The sequence below is a fragment of the Arenibacter sp. P308M17 genome, assembly GCF_003426735.1.
Taxonomy (GTDB): Bacteria; Bacteroidota; Bacteroidia; order Flavobacteriales; family Flavobacteriaceae; genus Arenibacter.
In genome coordinates, this window is sequence record NZ_QVON01000002.1 from 69,128 (window position 1) to 86,583 (window position 17,456).

11 protein-coding genes are annotated in these 17,456 nt (G+C 40.5%); 1 reads left to right on the forward strand and 10 read right to left on the reverse strand.

All coding sequences use genetic code 11. From position 1 onward, the window contains the following. Nucleotides 1-10 precede the first annotated feature (10 nt). From D0S24_RS04400 to D0S24_RS04420, 5 genes are all read right to left on the reverse strand, one after another. On the reverse strand, nucleotides 11-673 hold the full coding sequence (locus D0S24_RS04400) for a hydrolase (protein WP_117018661.1): 663 nt from the start codon (nucleotides 671-673) through the stop codon (nucleotides 11-13). Between the two features lie 327 nt (nucleotides 674-1,000). Continuing rightward, a complete protein-coding gene (locus tag D0S24_RS04405) occupies nucleotides 1,001-1,231 on the reverse strand; it encodes a (4Fe-4S)-binding protein (protein ID WP_117018662.1) in 231 nt (76 codons plus the stop codon). 2 nt (nucleotides 1,232-1,233) lie between these two features. Then, nucleotides 1,234-1,527, reverse strand: a complete 294-nt coding sequence (locus D0S24_RS04410) for a GNAT family N-acetyltransferase (RefSeq protein ID WP_117018663.1) — start codon at nucleotides 1,525-1,527, stop codon at nucleotides 1,234-1,236. 175 nt (nucleotides 1,528-1,702) lie between these two features. Beyond that, entirely contained in the window at nucleotides 1,703-2,581 is an 879-nt protein-coding gene (locus D0S24_RS04415) for a pirin family protein (protein WP_117018664.1), read from the reverse strand. Between the two features lie 79 nt (nucleotides 2,582-2,660). Further along, nucleotides 2,661-3,251 carry a Crp/Fnr family transcriptional regulator gene (locus D0S24_RS04420; RefSeq protein WP_117018665.1) on the reverse strand — a complete coding sequence of 197 codons (591 nt, stop codon included), beginning with the start codon at nucleotides 3,249-3,251 and terminating at the stop codon, nucleotides 2,661-2,663. A gap of 542 nt (nucleotides 3,252-3,793) precedes the next feature. Between D0S24_RS04420 and D0S24_RS04430 the strand changes: the two genes are divergently transcribed. Beyond that, nucleotides 3,794-4,639 (forward strand): DUF2911 domain-containing protein, encoded by an 846-nt coding sequence (locus D0S24_RS04430; RefSeq protein WP_117018667.1) that lies wholly within the window; start codon nucleotides 3,794-3,796, stop codon nucleotides 4,637-4,639. Between the two features lie 155 nt (nucleotides 4,640-4,794). Here the strand turns inward: D0S24_RS04430 and D0S24_RS04435 are convergent, their stop codons facing one another. From D0S24_RS04435 to D0S24_RS04455, 5 genes are all read right to left on the reverse strand, one after another. Further along, nucleotides 4,795-7,923: a DUF5107 domain-containing protein gene (locus D0S24_RS04435; RefSeq protein ID WP_147321428.1), complete on the reverse strand. Its 3,129-nt coding sequence runs from the start codon at nucleotides 7,921-7,923 to the stop codon at nucleotides 4,795-4,797. Nucleotides 7,924-7,931: 8 nt separating this feature from the next. After that, entirely contained in the window at nucleotides 7,932-11,252 is a 3,321-nt protein-coding gene (locus tag D0S24_RS04440; protein WP_117018669.1) for a VCBS repeat-containing protein, read from the reverse strand. 229 nt (nucleotides 11,253-11,481) lie between these two features. Further along, nucleotides 11,482-13,059, reverse strand: a complete 1,578-nt coding sequence (locus tag D0S24_RS04445; protein WP_117018670.1) for a SusD/RagB family nutrient-binding outer membrane lipoprotein — start codon at nucleotides 13,057-13,059, stop codon at nucleotides 11,482-11,484. A 10-nt stretch (nucleotides 13,060-13,069) separates the two neighbouring features. Next, on the reverse strand, nucleotides 13,070-16,081 hold the full coding sequence (locus tag D0S24_RS04450; RefSeq protein ID WP_117018671.1) for a SusC/RagA family TonB-linked outer membrane protein: 3,012 nt from the start codon (nucleotides 16,079-16,081) through the stop codon (nucleotides 13,070-13,072). Nucleotides 16,082-16,254: 173 nt separating this feature from the next. After that, the gene (locus D0S24_RS04455) at nucleotides 16,255-17,295 is read right to left on the reverse strand and encodes a substrate-binding domain-containing protein (protein WP_117018672.1); all 1,041 of its coding nucleotides are present in this window, start codon (nucleotides 17,293-17,295) and stop codon (nucleotides 16,255-16,257) included. Nucleotides 17,296-17,456 lie beyond the last annotated feature (161 nt).

A 17,456-nucleotide genomic window follows, 5' to 3' on the forward strand; every position in this document is an offset into this window, starting at 1 on the left:
GTATTGATTTTTATTGTTCACTTCTGTATTTTAACATGATGTCCCTGAACAGTTCGCTGGTAGCAGGGGGCGTATAGCTAATGGCATTGGCACCAGCCTCTATAGTTCTAAGAATGTCCTCCTCTATATGGCCTCCTGTGGCCAATATTGCGATCTCGTTGTCAATATCCCTTATTCGTCTCACAATGTCCGCAGTTTTACCGGCTCCAGAAACATTAAAAATATCTACCCCAGCGGCTATTCTCCCCTTTATATCATCTTTTTCGGAAACGATGGTGATGGTTACCGGAATATCAATTTTTTGCTTTAATCGAGCTATAAGTGCATTGGGAGTGGGCTTGTTCAAAACAACGCCTAGGGCCCCTTGAAACTCTGCATGCATAGCCAGTTCCAAAGACCTCTTACCTGTGGTGATGCCGCCCCCTACACCACAAAAAATAGGCTTGTCCGCTGCCAAAATCAAGGCATGGCTAATTGAGGGCTGGGGCGTAAAGGGGTAGACGGCAATAATGGCATTGGCATTGGTATTCCTAATAATAGCAACGTCCGTACTGAAAAGGAACGATTTTAACAATTGTCCAAATACCCGTATTCCGGAACAAGTGTTGATGACTTCCGGCACCTCCACGATATTTTTTCTTAAATTACTGCCAAAAGAAGGCACCTTTGTCATGGTGTATTAAAATTAGGTAGAAATTGCAATGGCAAGAAAGAGGACCATCATCACTTTGTGTTATCCATTTTAAAGATAGTATATTTTTTAATCGTTGTATACATATGTATTAAAGATATAGTTCTCCATGTTGTCAAGAGGCTGTCCATGTCTTTAACTTTTGGGGTTCAAATAAACTACCTCGGGGCAATCCCGATAGCTATCGGGATACAAGGCATTGAAAGGAAATTCAAGTTTAATTTCGACGCTCGCCTGAACGGAACGGGCAGGCCCGTCCGAACGATACGGGAGGGCAAGCCTCGGAGTACATGCCTGCGGCAGGCAGGTTTAAATCTCGATTATCGAGTAAAACGATAGGGCACCGGACGGACATTTCATAATCTGCGATTTCAATTGTTCGGTAGTGGCCATTTCCGGCTTTATCCAAGGTTTTTCTTTTGGATGGTACACTTCGGGCAAGGTCTTTACACATACGCCGGCGTGGATGCATTTTGTAGGTTTCCACACTACTGTAATCTCGCCATTGGTATATTCCTTTGAATTTTCTTTCTGTTCCATAGCTATGCAATATTAATTCCTTTTAAAACCAATTTTTTCCAATCAGGGTGTCTTTTTATATAGGAAGCTACAAATGGACACATGGGAATCAAGGTCAGTTCCTTCCTTTCTATATCTTCCAAAACATCTTTCACCAGGGCGGAAGCCACTCCTTGCCCTTCCAGTTCTTTGGGAACCTCAGTATGGGTAAGGTAAATTTTATCTTTGGCCCTTATGTATTCAATTTTGGCGATTACGCCATCAATATGATACTCGTATTGTTTTCCTTCGGTATTATCTATCAATTCATGTTTCATAGTTATCGTTATTTTATCCGGTTTAAGGTAATACACAAGTGTTATGTTAAGGATGTTATGTCATTAAATTTAGGTCTCTCCCGATAGCTATCGGGATCCGCTCGACCAGACAATCTATCGTCACTTCAAACATTCCAAGAAGTCATTTCACGGTTAACTTAACACTAGTAGCCCTTTATTCTTCCAAATAGCCAAATTTACCCAAATTGTAATCCCTGATGGCTTGGGCTATTTCTTCACGGGTATTCATTACAAATGGTCCTTGGGCGGCAATGGGTTCGTTTAGGGGCTCTCCACTTAAAATAAGAACAATTGCCTTTTTAGAGGCCTCTACACTAAAATGTTCCCCTTCATTTTCGAAGAGTACAAAATGATTTTCAGCTACGGTCTGCGTTCCGTTCACCTTTATTTCCCCTGCAACAACCAATAAGGCGGTATTATATGTGGCCGGAAAATTAAATCCTGCTTTGCCCCCTTCTTCAAGTCGGGCATTGAACATGTTAACGGGAGAAAATGTGGAGGCCGCACCAGTAACATTTTCATAATTCCCTGCTATGACTTCTACCACTCCTTTACCATCTTCCAACAGATATTTATTGATCTGCGAATTGGTTATTCCCTGATATTTGGGGGCGGACATTTTGTATTTGGCAGGAAGGTTTACCCATAATTGTACCATTTGAAAATAGCCCCCTTCCTTACTAAATTGCTCTTCGTGGTATTCCTTATGGAGAATTCCGGAGGCCGCGGTCATCCACTGTACATCCCCAACCCCGATTACACCGCTATTACCGGAACTATCGTGATGGGCCACTTTTCCCTGATAGGCTATGGTAACCGTTTCAAAACCTCTGTGAGGGTGTACACTCACTCCCCTTGGCCTATCGGTGGGAGGAAAATAAAATGGGGAATTATAGTCCATAAGGATAAAGGGATCCATTCTCTCCATATCCAACCTATATCCGCTCGGGATAAAATTATGTACCCTAAATCCGTCCCCCACATAGTGCGGCTCCCTAGGTGCTACCACTATTTCTATATTCTTTGTCTTCATCAATATCTATTTAATTATTATATCCCAATATTACAAGGGATTAGGGTCCTGTACATTGATGTATGATAAGAAAGACGCCCTAATTGGGCTTAAAGTTTTTATGGGCCAATTCTTTACGTACCCTGCTAAGACTTTCCGGGGTAATGCCCAAATAGGAAGCAATCATCCATTGCGGCACCCGTAGGGTTAGATCAGGGTATAATTTAATAAAATTCATGTATCTCCTCTCCGCACTTGCGCTCAATAAAAGATTAATTCGTTTTTGCTGATGTCGGATATGGTTCTGAAGTGCTATTTGATTATAGTTCCTAAAGGAGGAACTTATTTCACTTGCTTCATTTATGAAGTCCGAACTTATCAAAACTACCTGGGTATCCTCTATGGCATCGATGAACAGATCCGAAGGCTCATTAAAAAAGGCACTGCTCCGATCGGAAACGATCCAATTTTCAGAACCAAACTGAATGATATGCTCCTTACCGGCATCATCCACAGTATAGGACCTTAAGAGGCCATTTTCAACAAAGAAGGAATGTTTACAAATTTCTCCCGAACGCAAGAGTATTTCGCCCTTTTCAATACTTCTGAACGTTACTTTTTTAATTAGGAGTTGAAATTCAGGTTCCGCTATGTTCGACTTGGCCTTTAGATATTTAGTGAAATTTTGCATATAACTATTTAATGGGAATGTTTGTTTTTATTTTCTTTGGGTTCAAGGATCATACTATTATATTATTTTAATAAATAAATTGGCATCCTTAAGTTTATCTACACTCTTAATGGAGTTTAGAAAAGCGATAACGGATTTATTGTTCGGTTTGGTTTTGTTTTGTTTTCTGGCATCCCTTGTACATTGGCGTTATATAAATTTACTAAAAAAGAACTTAGTAGATGACAAAATTCAATTTACCAAGGTTCCCTACAATTTTTCGGCCGATTGGAAAAGTTTGAATCGCTTCGATAAGCAGTCTCCGGTCAAGCTCAAACCTACGGGTAGTTTAACGTGTCTCTTGAGCCGCTCCTACGTTGCAAAAATCCTTACTTAGCAACGGCTATGCTCGTTTTTTGCGCCTTGGCCCAACTCAAGATCCATCATTCCTTACCCGTCATTTATACATTAACTGGACACTAGTGGGGACAATACTACCGGCCCACTTTCAGATTAGGCTTTTAATACGTAATTTAGCGTAAACAATCTAAACACTTATCAACATGAAAAAAATGACACTTTTAGTATGTATGATGGCCCTATCTTTTGGGGTACGGTCACAGATCGCGACACCGGCGGCGAGTCCGTCCTCTACCTTGATCCAAAAAGTTGGATTGACGGACGTAACCGTTGAGTATTCCAGGCCTTCCATGCGTGGAAGAACTATTTTTGGGGATTTGGTACCTTATGGCAAATTGTGGAGGACAGGGGCCAACGCCAGGACAAAAGTAACCTTTAGTGATAATGTAATGATAGGGGATCAAGAACTTAAAGCTGGTTCCTATGCTATTTTTACGAAGCCTGGTGCTACTTCCTGGGAGGTTATCTTTTATACCGAAGCCGATGGAGGAGGAACACCTGCTACTTGGGACGAAAGCAAAGTTGCTGCCAAAACCACTGCCCAGGTCTATAAGATGGAAATGCCCGTAGAGACCTTTACCATGACCATTGATGACCTTTCGGACAACGCCGCTACCTTGGGCATGCTGTGGTCCGATATCTATGTGGGAGTGAAGTTTGATGTTCCTACAGACGCCGCGGTCACTAGTTCCATAGAAAAGGTAATGAAAGGTCCGGATGCCAATGATTATTTTGCAGCTGCCGTGTATTACATGAATTCTGGCAAAGATATCAATAAGGCCAAGGAATGGATGGACAAGTCCATGGGTATGACCAAAGAACCTGCTTTTTGGCAGTTAAGACAACAATCTTTGATCTATGCCAAAGCAGGCGATAAAAAGCAGGCCATTGAAACTGCAAAAAAATCATTGGCCGCTGCCGAAGCCGCAGGCAATGAGGACTATGTTAAGATGAACAAGGACTCCTTGAAAGAGTGGGGGAGCATGTAGTATATTTGCATACAATATTTAAAAAGCTCACCGAAAAGTGAGCTTTTTTTATAAGTTTTGTAACAGTACATGACAAAAAACGACATGGAAAAAGATTCATGATTACAAGGAATGTAATAATGGTCGCAAAACTTTAATACCTTTGAAAAATGTAATCAATATCTGCTGGCTGCTTCCAATATCCTCAGCGACGTATTGCTCAAAACATTTTGTTTTTTTATTTCCTGCAACGCTGTAATATCATTACGGTACAATGCCAATACCAACTCGCCCATCAAGTTGATATTGATATTTGAAATTCGATTAATGGAAGATTCCAATTCCTCGGTCTTTCCTAATTTTTTAAGGGACATAAGTTCAATCAGGTCATTGGGAGATACCATCCTTTGCCTGTTTTTATTTTGATAGGCTAAAATACCCGTCAATAATGGTTCACTTTTATTGGAATCTTTAAGGAATTCATAATTTACCGCAAGTAGGTAATCCTGTAGTCTTTCATCTACATGGTAAGGTTTTCCAACCCCCAAGTTTTCTGGCCATTCTTTTGACGATTCCAAAAGCGATATGGCCCTATTGTAATTCCTGGCCTTCATAAGTTCCAATGCCAATAAAATATGGGCCTCGGTATATATTTTTTTACTTTCCGAGGCATGCTCAAAAGGTAAAATCGATATATTTTTTAACACTTCAATGCTTTTTCCATACTCCCCGTTCAAGAGTGAGGATTTCGCATAAATTAACCCGATGTTGGCATTGTTGGGATATTTGGAGAACGACTTTTCAGCCATTTTATAAGCCTGTTCAATTTTATCATTGTCTAAATAAAATTGGACTATTTCTTCCCTAAGTTTCCAATCGGTACCGTTTAGCTGAAGTGCTTTTAAATAATCCTTTTCATTGGTTTCAAAATCTTCATTTTCGAACATTCTTGCCCTAAAACGATAAAAGATGTCGGAATCGGGTTCATTTCCACAATCCTTTAAAAATTGTAACCCTAAAGCTTTTTGTCCTACGGCAATATAATTTTGAGCTAAATAATATTTTAATTTCCAATGTGCATTTTGGGACACGGCCCACTCCAAAACTTCAATGGTTTCCTGCCTATAGGGAAAAACAAAATCTACAGGGGCTGCGATGGCCATATTTAAATATTCATCACTAGGCCCTGTAGCCATATCCTTGGTTAAATATGCTGCCCAGAGAGGTATTTTGGCATTGGTGGTTTCAGACAATTTTAGAATCTCTATGGCCTCAGAAACCAATCCCATGCCCTGGTAATAAATGGCCAGTTCCAGAATGGATTCATCCGGGAATTCATTACTGATTTCCTTGGGCAGGGCAGGGGGGGTGAGTCCCGATAAAAATAGGGATTCCATTAAAGCAAAATGGTTTAGGGGATCTATTTTTATGAGTACTGCATAGGCTTCATTAAAGTCATTGGACCTGTTGTTTTTCCTATGCAACAATAATTTAATTTTACGTGCATTTAGGTTGTAGGTATTGAAATCCAGAGCTTTATTGGCATATAGGCCCGCTTTTTCCAAATGCTGTAAAGAGAAATAAATTTCGGCCATTTGGGCATAGGATACGGATCTGTACGTAATGCTTCTGGCCGCCCAGCCCAAAGATTCCAGAGCATTTACAGTATCGTTTAGGGAACGGTATATAATTCCGCCCAAGTAATTGGCTTCCGCATTATAGGTATCCAATTTTAAAACCCTATTTACATATTCCAATGCCTTTTCATAATCGGTTTTTCTATATTCCAATACGGCCAACTTCAATAGGCCATCCTGATGCGAGGGATCAATATCCATCAATTCATTTAATTTTTTGGAGGCAAGTTCATAGTCCCTATACTTTAATGCCTCCCAACCTTCATGGTATAACTGTTGGCTTTTGGAGACCTTTACCGCTTCATCAACAATAAAGGGGCGTTTTATGAGGGTACTTTCTCCGTTGGAGGTATAAAATAATTTTTTATCGCCTAATTGCACCGTTATTTCCCCAGATTCCTCCAATGGCAGCTCTTTGGAATAAACTCCCATAGGCTTTAAGCTTATTTTCTCAACATAAACTTCCTTGCCATTGATGGATACCCTTAAATTATCCTTTAGGCTTTGCAGGGCATTGATACCGATGTAAAGCCCTTTATCCGATTTCTTAACGTTTAGGACAGCGTATTCCGTTGCATCAACCATACCGCCAATTTCCTTGAAAGGAAACCAAATTTCGTTCCAACGGTCCATGACATAAGGTTCAAAATTGGCTTGGGAAATAGGATTGGTCTCTCCTGGAGAATATTGGTTTAACAAGCGCCCTGCCTGAAATTCCATGTACTGTCCATCGGTATCCGTAAGTAAATCCTCCCAAATACCTCCGGACCTCGCCATGGACCATAACCAGAGTTTCTGTCCCGGCATTTCTTCATAAGGTGCCCAATGGCCAAAACCAAACTTTTTATTATGGTAATAACCGCCAAAAAAGTCTTTATAATCGCCTACGACGTGTTCGGAAATATCGGTATCGAAATTATTGTTTTTATACCAGGAGAGATCCCTGCCTTCTGCATCTATGGGCCAAGGTTTGGCTTTTCCTCCATGTTCCAAAAATTGATTACCAGGGTATATGAACTCCAAATCCTCAGAAACCACGGCCGCAGCGGTCATCCAATTGTAATAGGATTGATCTATGGGGGAACCATTGTACCAGGAGGCATTGGTCTCAAAGTAAGCTTTGCCCTTTCCAAGCTTTATTTCTACCCTCCAATCGGTACGTGAAGGCAGATCCGAGTTGCCCACTACACAGCTTACACTACCGTCTGTATTTGTGTTTAGTACGTAGTCCACAGGTGTTGCCGTGGACGGATGATGGCCAATGATGCCAAAATTGAATTCAATTCCCCCCGAAGTCCATGGCCCGCGCATTGAAATGTTTCTAAACTTGACCACTTCATTTTTATATAGAAATTCTTCGCCCGTACTTTTCTCGATAGCGCCCCAAACTTTCCCGCCAATTTCGGGAAGGACAAAGACTTTGATGAACTCGTTTTCCAAAGTTACTACCTTCCAATTTTTCTTCTTGGGGGTATGCTCATAATTTTCAAATTTGAAATAGGGGAAAATTTTGGCATTGTCCGTTAGTATGGGTACGGGATTGGGATTACTGAAACCATAGGTGTCCAAGGACATTATTTCTTCCTTTATGGTCACAGATGGCGATTGTGCCATGCTTCCGAGACATAATCCCAATGCTATTATTAAACTGATATTTTTTGCGTTCACTTTTCCTGTTATTGGGTGGATCTAATTTTATACGTGGCAATGTTATTGTTATTTCTAACGAACAGTATCATTTCAGTCTTATCCGCTAGGACTATTTTGGTAATATCCCTTATTTCCCCGTCAATATTTAGACCACTTTCCAATATGGAAGTAGGTTTAAAATTCCCCTTGCCATCTCCCAATAAGAGACTGCCCTTATTGGCATCGTATCTGCCAAATTTTACCCGGGTACCAAAAAAATTGCCCCCTAAGATAAGATCCATATTTCCATCATGGTTAACATCTGAGGCAAAGCTGCCGTAAATAGGGGAGAATTGTATTTCGGTTGGTAATGGAACAAGCCTGAATTTTCCTTTTCCCAGATTTTCCATATAGCTACTACTAAAATTTTTAGCTTTTAGGATAGTGGCTTCCTTTAAAGCTTCCGGACTGAAAATATCCGTAATCTTTGCCGAAGCATAGTCGGAATAGTTTATATATTTCGCCTTAAGTACACTCAATTGCCCTACCAGATCGTCTTTTGAAAAAACTGGAAATTCCTCTCCCATATCATAGGAACACAATATGGGGTCTAGAGAGCCATTGTTATCAAAATCCTTGGTATATAGCGTAACGGGTTCGGCAATGGAGGTTTTTAATTGTGAATTTCTACCAAAATTTCCAACAATATAATCCGTATCACCATCATTATCAAAATCTCCTTGTTCTATACTGTTCCACCACCCTTCGGAATCATTCAGGCCAGTATTGTCATAAACTTCCACAAGTTTACCACCTACATTTTTAAATGTTCTAATTTTCATCCATTCACCTACTAGAATTAGATCTTTACCATTGTCGTTATCAAAATCGGTCCATAGAGCATCGGTAACCATCCCCGGATATTCAAGATCTGGGTTTACAGTAAATGTGATATCCGTAAAAGTGCCTTTTCCATTGTTCTGTAAAATATAACTTCTTGGCGCAGTGGGATATTTACCGGGTACCGATCGGCCTCCAACAAAAAGGTCCAAATCCCCATCCCCGTCCATATCGGCAGCTTGGACACAGGATCCGCTCAAAATCATTTCTGGTAAGGCCTTGGTACTTTTAGAGAAGTTGCCCCGCCCATCGTTAATATATAATCTATCTTGTAATTCCATGGAATCTTCGTTAAAATCATTCCCTCCACTTACCACATAGAGATCCATGTCCTTATCGTTGTCCGCATCAAAGAAAAGGCATCCAATATCTTCCGATCCCTTATCCGTTTCAAATATTTTTTGATTCACGGATACAAAGCTCCCGGATGTTGTTTGCAGGAACATTTTGCCTTCACTGCCTTTGGCCCCTCCAATAAAGAGATCTTCCAAACCATCTTTATTTATATCGGCCGTAGCTATTTTTGGTCCTTGGGTAGACAATTTGTGCGGGAGCAATTGTTCCCGTTTAAAATCGTTATAATCATTTTCCAAATGGAAATAGGGGATAAGACTGTCCAAAGTGATATCGGAAAAATAGGTGTTTCCAATTACCAAATCGGGGGTGTTCTTCATGATATTCGCATCCTTTTGGTGTAGGGTAATGGTCTGATTTGTATTCACATCCATCATAACTTGGACTTTACCATCCGGCCATATAATTTTTAGACTATCTACAGTGGTTGCTTTCCCAAGTCCAAAAATCAGATTAAAATCCACCGAGGATTGAAATCCCCTAGTGGGCATCAGTTCTTGCATGAATACATTTTCGCCGCTGTTCAGGATGACTTTGGAGCCAATACCAAAGGTGTTATTGCCTTCACCTTTAAAGTTGATTTTTAGGTAGTTGTTGGTAGTGTGCAATTCACTATTGTTTCTGTACACAAAGGGATATTCATCTATATTGTTGACTACAAGATCCAAATCCCCGTCATTGTCCAAATCGGCATATACCGCTCCGTTGGACAGTGATTTCTGATTCAGCCCCCATTCCTCGTTCACCTTGGAGAAAGTAAGGTCCCCATTATTGTGATAGGTGTAATTTTCCTCAATGGTCGCGGGCATATTCTCCAAAAGATCGGTAATGGCGGTTTCAACACCAGTTTTGTTCTGGGTAATTCTTTCCTGCACGGCATAGTTCATAAAATCCATATTGGTGTAATCCCGTTTTACCCCATTGGTAATAAACAGATCTTTAAATCCATCATTGTCCAGATCCATAAAAAGGGAGGCCCAACTCCAGTCGGTATTGGATACCCCTGAAAATTGCCCAATTTCGGAAAAGGATTGTCCTTGATTGTTTAAATGCATCATGTTCCTCATGGACTGGTAATAAAATCCGGATTTCTCCAAAAAGCTATTCTTGTCGTAGTTGTCCGGTCCGGAGACCATCTTTATGCGGTAATTATTTTCTGGAAGCATGTCCAAGGTCATGATTTCAGGATAACCATCATTATTGATATCCGCTACATCCGAACCCATTGAAAAATGGGAAGTATGGCCAATATACTTTTCAAGACTTTCGGTAAAGGTCCCATCCTGGTTATTGAGATATAAATAATCCTGTTCCTTAAAATCATTGGATATATAAATATCGGGCCAATGGTCGTTATTCACATCCGATACCGCAATGCCAAGTCCAAAACCCAACACATTGGATACAAGTCCTGCATCATCGCTTACATTTACAAATTTTCCGTTATCGTTTCTATAAAGTCGGTCTTCATAAGCAGGGTTTCTTTGTTTTTTTAAATTGTTGGAAATTTGTCTAAAACTGGAATATTCCTGTGAGGAATGATTTACTACATAAAGGTCCAGGTCTCCGTCCCTATCATAATCAAAAAATGCCCCTTGCGTGGAATAGCCAGCGTCATCAATCCCATACTCGGCCGCTTTTTCTGTAAATGTGAGATCGCCATTGTTGATAAAAAGTAAATTCTTTCTTTTAAAGTCGTCCTTGGCCGCTGATCTGCATATGTAAATATCCAAATACCCGTCCCCATTAACATCGGCCATGGTAGTTCCCGTATTCCACAAGCCTTCGGCAAATACGCCTGCCTTTTGGGCAATTTCCTCGAACTTAAAGTTACCTTTATTTATGTATAACCTACTTCCAACCATGCTCCCGGTAAAATAAAGGTCGGTAAGGCCATCATTATTGATATCGCCTGCACTTACCCCTCCTCCATTATATATATAACCATAGGTTAAAATATTAAATTCATCGGTTTCCTTTAAGATAGGTTTAAAAGTGATTCCAGTTTTATTGCTGGGCATCAGGGAGAACATTTTATTATGATCTACTTGTTGGCAGGAGAGGAATAGGGCAGCTGTGAAAAGAAGGTATATTTTGATATAGGTTTTTTTCATAATAGTTGGAAATTTGGTAATAAAAGCGATAAATTTTTGTAATCAAAGTCTGATTGAAATTACCGTTTATAGTAAAGTAAGTTAGTTAATTTTGACGGACAGCACAATATAAATTAATGGGAATGAATACTTTGTCTAGTTGTATGGATAGGAAGATATCGTTGTTTTATAAAAAAAGCCTGTGATCTTAAAATCACAGGCTTTCTCCTGTTTCTATAAAATTAGGATATTAAAAATTTGGTCCGCCGGTATCCCACCATAATCGGGTACCGATTTCATCTGGTCCTCCAAGTTTGGCCGTAGCATCGGCCACTCCAACAGCATTACCTTCCCTTTCGGCCTGTACAAAGGGCATTCTTCTTAAAATTTCCCCTGGAGGTATTACACCCCAATCCGCATTGCTGCTATTCTGGTACACCGGAGGTAATTTTGGATAGCCCGTTCTTCTGTGGTCCATCCATGATTCCATTTCATTGGTATAGGCCGCGATCCATTTTTGTGTGATAATTTTCTCCAATTTTATCTCGTTACTTGCCCCTTCGTCCCAGGCAACCGTTGTGGTTATTTGGTTAACAAAGTCGTTGACAGCACCTGTTGCAATGGGGTCATTGTAGTCTATTGGTAAGCTGGTATTGTCCGCTAAATAAGCATCCACACCACCTGCGCCCCACAACTCAAAGGAAGCTCTAACTCCTGCCTCATAGTTGGCCTGTGCATCTCCGGCACCGGTCCATCCCCGTAATGCCGCCTCAGCCTTCAAGAAGAAAACCTCATCCGCACTCATGACCTTTCTATCGGTAACTTTTGCAGGATCGTTAAAATCTTCATTTATATTGGAAAAGGATAATCGGTCATCCTTGGCCACTATTTCCGCTCCGTTTCGGATACCTTTATACGGCCAATCCGGGTGGTCCGTAACCAGTGTCATATCACTTACGGGCTCAAAATAACTTGCTATTCGGTTGTCTTTATATCCAATTAGAATAGATTCCATTGTAGCACTCATTCTGGTATCTCCCCACTCCCATGCAATTACTGCAGGATGGAATTTTGCACCGTAGTTTGAAATCCTGAAATTCTGATCATTGCTTTCTATAAGGCCAACAGGGTCTGCCAAGGCCTTTTCTCCTTGTAACTTTGCCAAGGCAGGATCAACCTTTGATAAGCGCATGGCCAATTGCAATCGTAAGGAATTGGCATACCTTGCCCATGCGGCTACATCTCCTCCATAACTGGCATCAAATTTGGTCAATCCCACGTAATCCGTGTTGGCACTGAAAACTCCAATAATCCTATCCAGATCACTGAAAAACGCATTGTAAAGGGTTTCTTCACTGTCGTACAATACGTCGCCTGTTGTACCGTAATTGGTGTAAATAATAGGTCCCTGATATAAGGTTACGCGAGACATTGAAATAATTCTGATAAGATTGGCCCATTCTACAAACATATCATAGCCACCTTCTTGCGCTACTTCTATAACTTGTTTCGCTGGTGCCATTACACTACCGTATTCCCTACCCCAATATCCGTTCCAACGAATGTAATAGGTAGTGTTATTTATGCCACCAACAAATGGGGTTGGTGTAGCCAAATGCTGGGAATAGGTAACATTGGTCAAATTGTGATCTATTTGGTTACCAAAAATCTGGCCCAGCATTGAAGGGTAAAAGGAACCCACATGATTAAAATCCTGCTGTAAGGATTCTCCCGTAATCTGGTAGGGATTCGTATTGGTTTCCTCAAAGTTGTCGGTACATCCGCCGAGGGCAAAGACCGCTGAAATTATAAATAAGAACTTTTTCATATTATTTTTTTTAAAAAGTTAGCTTAAGATTGAACCCATAAGTTCCTGTGGAGGGTAGATTAAAGTTGTCCAAACCTTGTGCTTGTTGATTGGTACTCATAGCCAATTCAGGATCGAAAGGGGCTTCCTTATGGAAAAAGAAAAGGTTATTGCCAATAAACGATATAGAGGCCGCTGATATAGGAAGTCCCAATTTGGAAACATCAAAATCATAACCCAATGAAAGTTGGGCCATTCTTATATTGGTCCGGTCATATACATAGGCTTCACCAACTCCGTTCCTATCTCCTAAAGCCCTATACCATGTTTCTGGGTCCACCGAGGTAATGGGCGTTCCAGAAGTTTGGTCTACCCCATTGACCGCTACACTGCCGGCATCACGGGCATCCGCTGTTCTTAGGGAAACCCCGGCTCCGTCTAGCATGGACTCTGTCTGACTGAATACCTTTCCTCCAAATTTAGCATTGATCAACATTCCGAAATTAAAACGTTTAAAGGATATATTGTTGTTCCATCCTAGGCTGAACTTGGGATCCAGGTTACCTATTTTTTCAAAAGTTGCGGTTCTTAAGGGCCTACCTGCATCAAACAAGATGCGCCCTTGGTCATCCCTTAAAAATTTAAGCACATACAAGTCGTTAAAGGCACCACCCTCTACCAATTTTGATTGATATCCTTCTGAGGAACCAAGATTTATTTCCTTTTCGTCATTTGGACCAATGTCCACAATTTTATTGACGTTTCTGGCCAGGTTGAATGCCGTGGTCCATTGAAGGTCTTCCCCTCTAATAGGAGTGCCACTAAGGGTAAGTTCAATACCTTTATTGGTAATTTCTCCTGCATTGATATATTCCGTCGTATATCCACCTTCACCAGATACCGTGGGTACATCGATAAACTGATCTGTACTGGAAATGCTATAATAGGTAAAATCAAATCCCAATCTATTATCGAAGAACCTCCAATCCGCACCAAACTCCGTACTGGTTATGATTTCGGGTTTGGCATCAAAAAATGGCTTTACCGTATTTCTTACAACACCGCCACTTGCGTTGATAGAGTTTTGTGGATTTATTCTGTTGAAAGGCACTTCATTGCCCACTTGTGTATAGGAAGCCCTAAACTTACCAAAACTTATTGCTTCCGGCATAGTAAACATTTCACTTACTATGGCCGTAACGCCCACTGAAGGATAAAAATAGGAATCGTTACCGGTCAATGCCAGGGTAGAGGCCCAGTCGTTTCTACCGGACAGATCTAGGAAAAGCATCTCCTTATAACCTAATTGTGCATTTAAAAAGGCTCCTTGTTTAATTACTTCACCATTTGTGATCGATCTTACCTGTACATTGGTAGGAAGGTTTTGAAAGTTGAATTCGTTGGCGTAGAGCAAGCCTACAGTGCCGGTACCTACTTCTACACCAATACCATATTTGGTCTTTTGGTGACTGGCACCCAAAACAGCGTTCAAACTAAAATTGTCGCCTAAATTGGTATCATAGGTCAATATGGCATCGGTATAAGCCAATTCGTCATCATATTTCCTATAATCCCAAGCTCCATTAGGGTGCACATTGGTAGAGTTGGAAGTAGCTGCGTGTTGCTGCTCGAACTGCTTGATGGCATAATCATAGTTTCCCCTGACCTGGAATTTAAGATTATCCATAATATCATAGGAAATGTTCAAGCTTCCAATAACCCTTTTGGAGTCATCCCTTCTGGGTTCACGATTAATGATCCAATAGGGATTGGATTGGTGGTGATCCGAAACAAACCAATTTTGAACCATCATGTTACGATCGGTATTGAATATTTCAAAGTTATTTTTGAAATCGTAGAAATCGCGCTGTCTTGGAAACATATAGAGTCCCGTTAGCGGGTTTAGGTAGTACCCTGCAGGAAGCCTATTTTTTGTTTTTTCGGAAGATAGAATAACGTTCGAGGTTACAGTAACCTTATCGTTAAACATTTTTGTGGATTGCTTAAAAGTAAAATTGTGCTTGGTATAGTCATTATCCGGAGTAATTCCAGAGGCACTTATATTACCATAAGAAAAATAGGCCTGAGTCTTGTCATTTCCCCCACTTACTGTAACGGAATTATTAAAGTTATGGCCAGTCTGAAAGAAATTTTCGACATACTCATCGTTGTAATCGCCAGGGGTGGTTGACCAGCTTTCCTTGGCATTGCCATTGGCCCCGTACTTGTACTGAAGGTCTGGGAGATCCAAATAATGTTCGAAGGTATATCCAGAATTCACGCTAACGGTCGTTTTACCGGCCGTACCCTGTTTGGTCGTTATTACAACGACCCCGTTCGCTCCTTGGCTACCATAAAGTACGGCAGCGTTAGAGCCTCTAAGGATACTGATACTTTCAATATCGTCAGGGTTAATGGCAGAAAGTCCGTCCCCTGCATCCGTTCCGCCCCACATACCAGGCTGTCCTCCCCTGTTGTTGGCCATTGGAATACCGTCAATCACAAATAAAGGTGAGCTGTCCCCACTTAATGATTTATTTCCCCGTAAAACTATCCTAGTGGAACCACCTGCCCCCGAAGAGCTCTTTTTGATTTCAACACCGGCAGCCTTACCCGAAATACTGTTCATAAAATTGGGATCCCTGGTTTTTACAAGTTCATCGGCCCTCACGGTTTGCTGTGCATAGGTCAATGTTTTTTCTTCCCTCTTAATACCCAAAGCCGTTACAACAACTTCCCCCAATTGTTCAGCATCCTCTTGAAGGGATACATTAATGGTGTTGGATGCACCTACGGTAACGGATTGTGTCTTCATTCCAAGAAATGAAAATACCAACACATTTCCGCTTTCGGCTTCAATGGAATAATTTCCATCAAAATCGGTTTGGGATCCAGTCGTGGTTCCCTGTACAAGTACGTTTACACCTGGTAGAGGGGAACCGTCCGTAGCATCGGTGACCGTACCAGTCACCGTTTTGCTTTGTGCCAGTAACGGATAGGCTCCGAACACCAGTACAAAAAATAATAGCAATTTTTTGACCATAATAAAGTTGTTTGAGTTAATAAAAAGTTGTTTGTTAATATTAAGTTAATAGTGAAATTAAACTTTTTTTTTAATAAAACAAATAGTATAGCCAAAAATGTGTTCGAACACATTAAATAAAACCTTAATATTTTTAAGGTCGATGCTATGATGTATGCTTTTTTGCTACCTAATTAAAGATAATAATGTACGTTTTCTGTGGTTATTATATCTATGGGGAGGAATTCCTGGGGGGGGAAGGGCTTGCCGAAAAGAAAATGTTCAGCCAAATGGCTTACACTGAGATAGGCTTGCCTTTTGGGCTTCTGATGAATTAAAAAGTTAATTTTACCTTCCCGTAAAAATGTAATATTTTCTGCTAAAAGGTCATAACCAATAATTATCGCATCCTTCTTATTGAGCTCTAGGAGAGCCTCCACCAGCATATGCGCCTTTGAATTGGTAACAAAAAAGGCGGAAATTTTTGGATTGTTTTCAAGAAATTGGGAAACATCGGTGGCAAAGCCTTTTTTCTCTGTTGAATTAAATTTCTTTGATGTTATGGTAAGCTTACTGTCCGGTCTTGCCATAAAATAATCCTTGAACCCACTTTCTTTAACCTTCATGTGGGGTTCCCTGTTGATATGGATAATCGCAATATGGTCATTTCTATCAATTAATTTATCCATTAAGCTAGCGGCCACCCTACCACTTTGGTTTAGGTCCTGTCCTATAAATAGATGCCTGTCCATGGAATCCAATAGATTGTTGATGATGGCCGACATAATATGATGCTCACAACAACTTTTTAAAAGCGCTTGGGATTCCTTTCTATAAATGGGTGCCGTTAAAAGGGCATCCGGTTTTGAGGCTACAATTTTTTGGGATTGTTCCGAAAAGGATATTCTATTGTTCGGATTATAAAAATGCTTGGTAACAAGTATTCCAAAAGAAGCAAACTCATTAGCGGCCTCAATAACTCCTTCATTTACGGGAATCCAATAGGGATCCAGCTTTGGGTCGGGAAGCAAGGCGTCTATTCTATAGATTTTATTTCTTTTAAGGTTCCTGGCAATGGGATTGGGCCTATAGTCTATTTCCTTAAGTACTTTGTCTACCTTTTCAAATGCAATTTTGGAAACCTTGCCGCGATTGTGCAGGACCCTGTCTACTGTTCCTTTGGAAACACCTGCCATTTGGGCAATGTCCTTTATGGTATATTTTTCCTTAATCATTGGTAGTAAAAGATATGGGAACAGAATATTTTTGGCATATAAAGCAAATATTAACAGTTTGCTAACCTTAAATATAGAAATAATCCTTATAAATTATCTAAAATTTTCGTTGTCACGATTATTTTATGAATAGATCAACTATGGAACATTGTTTATTGGTC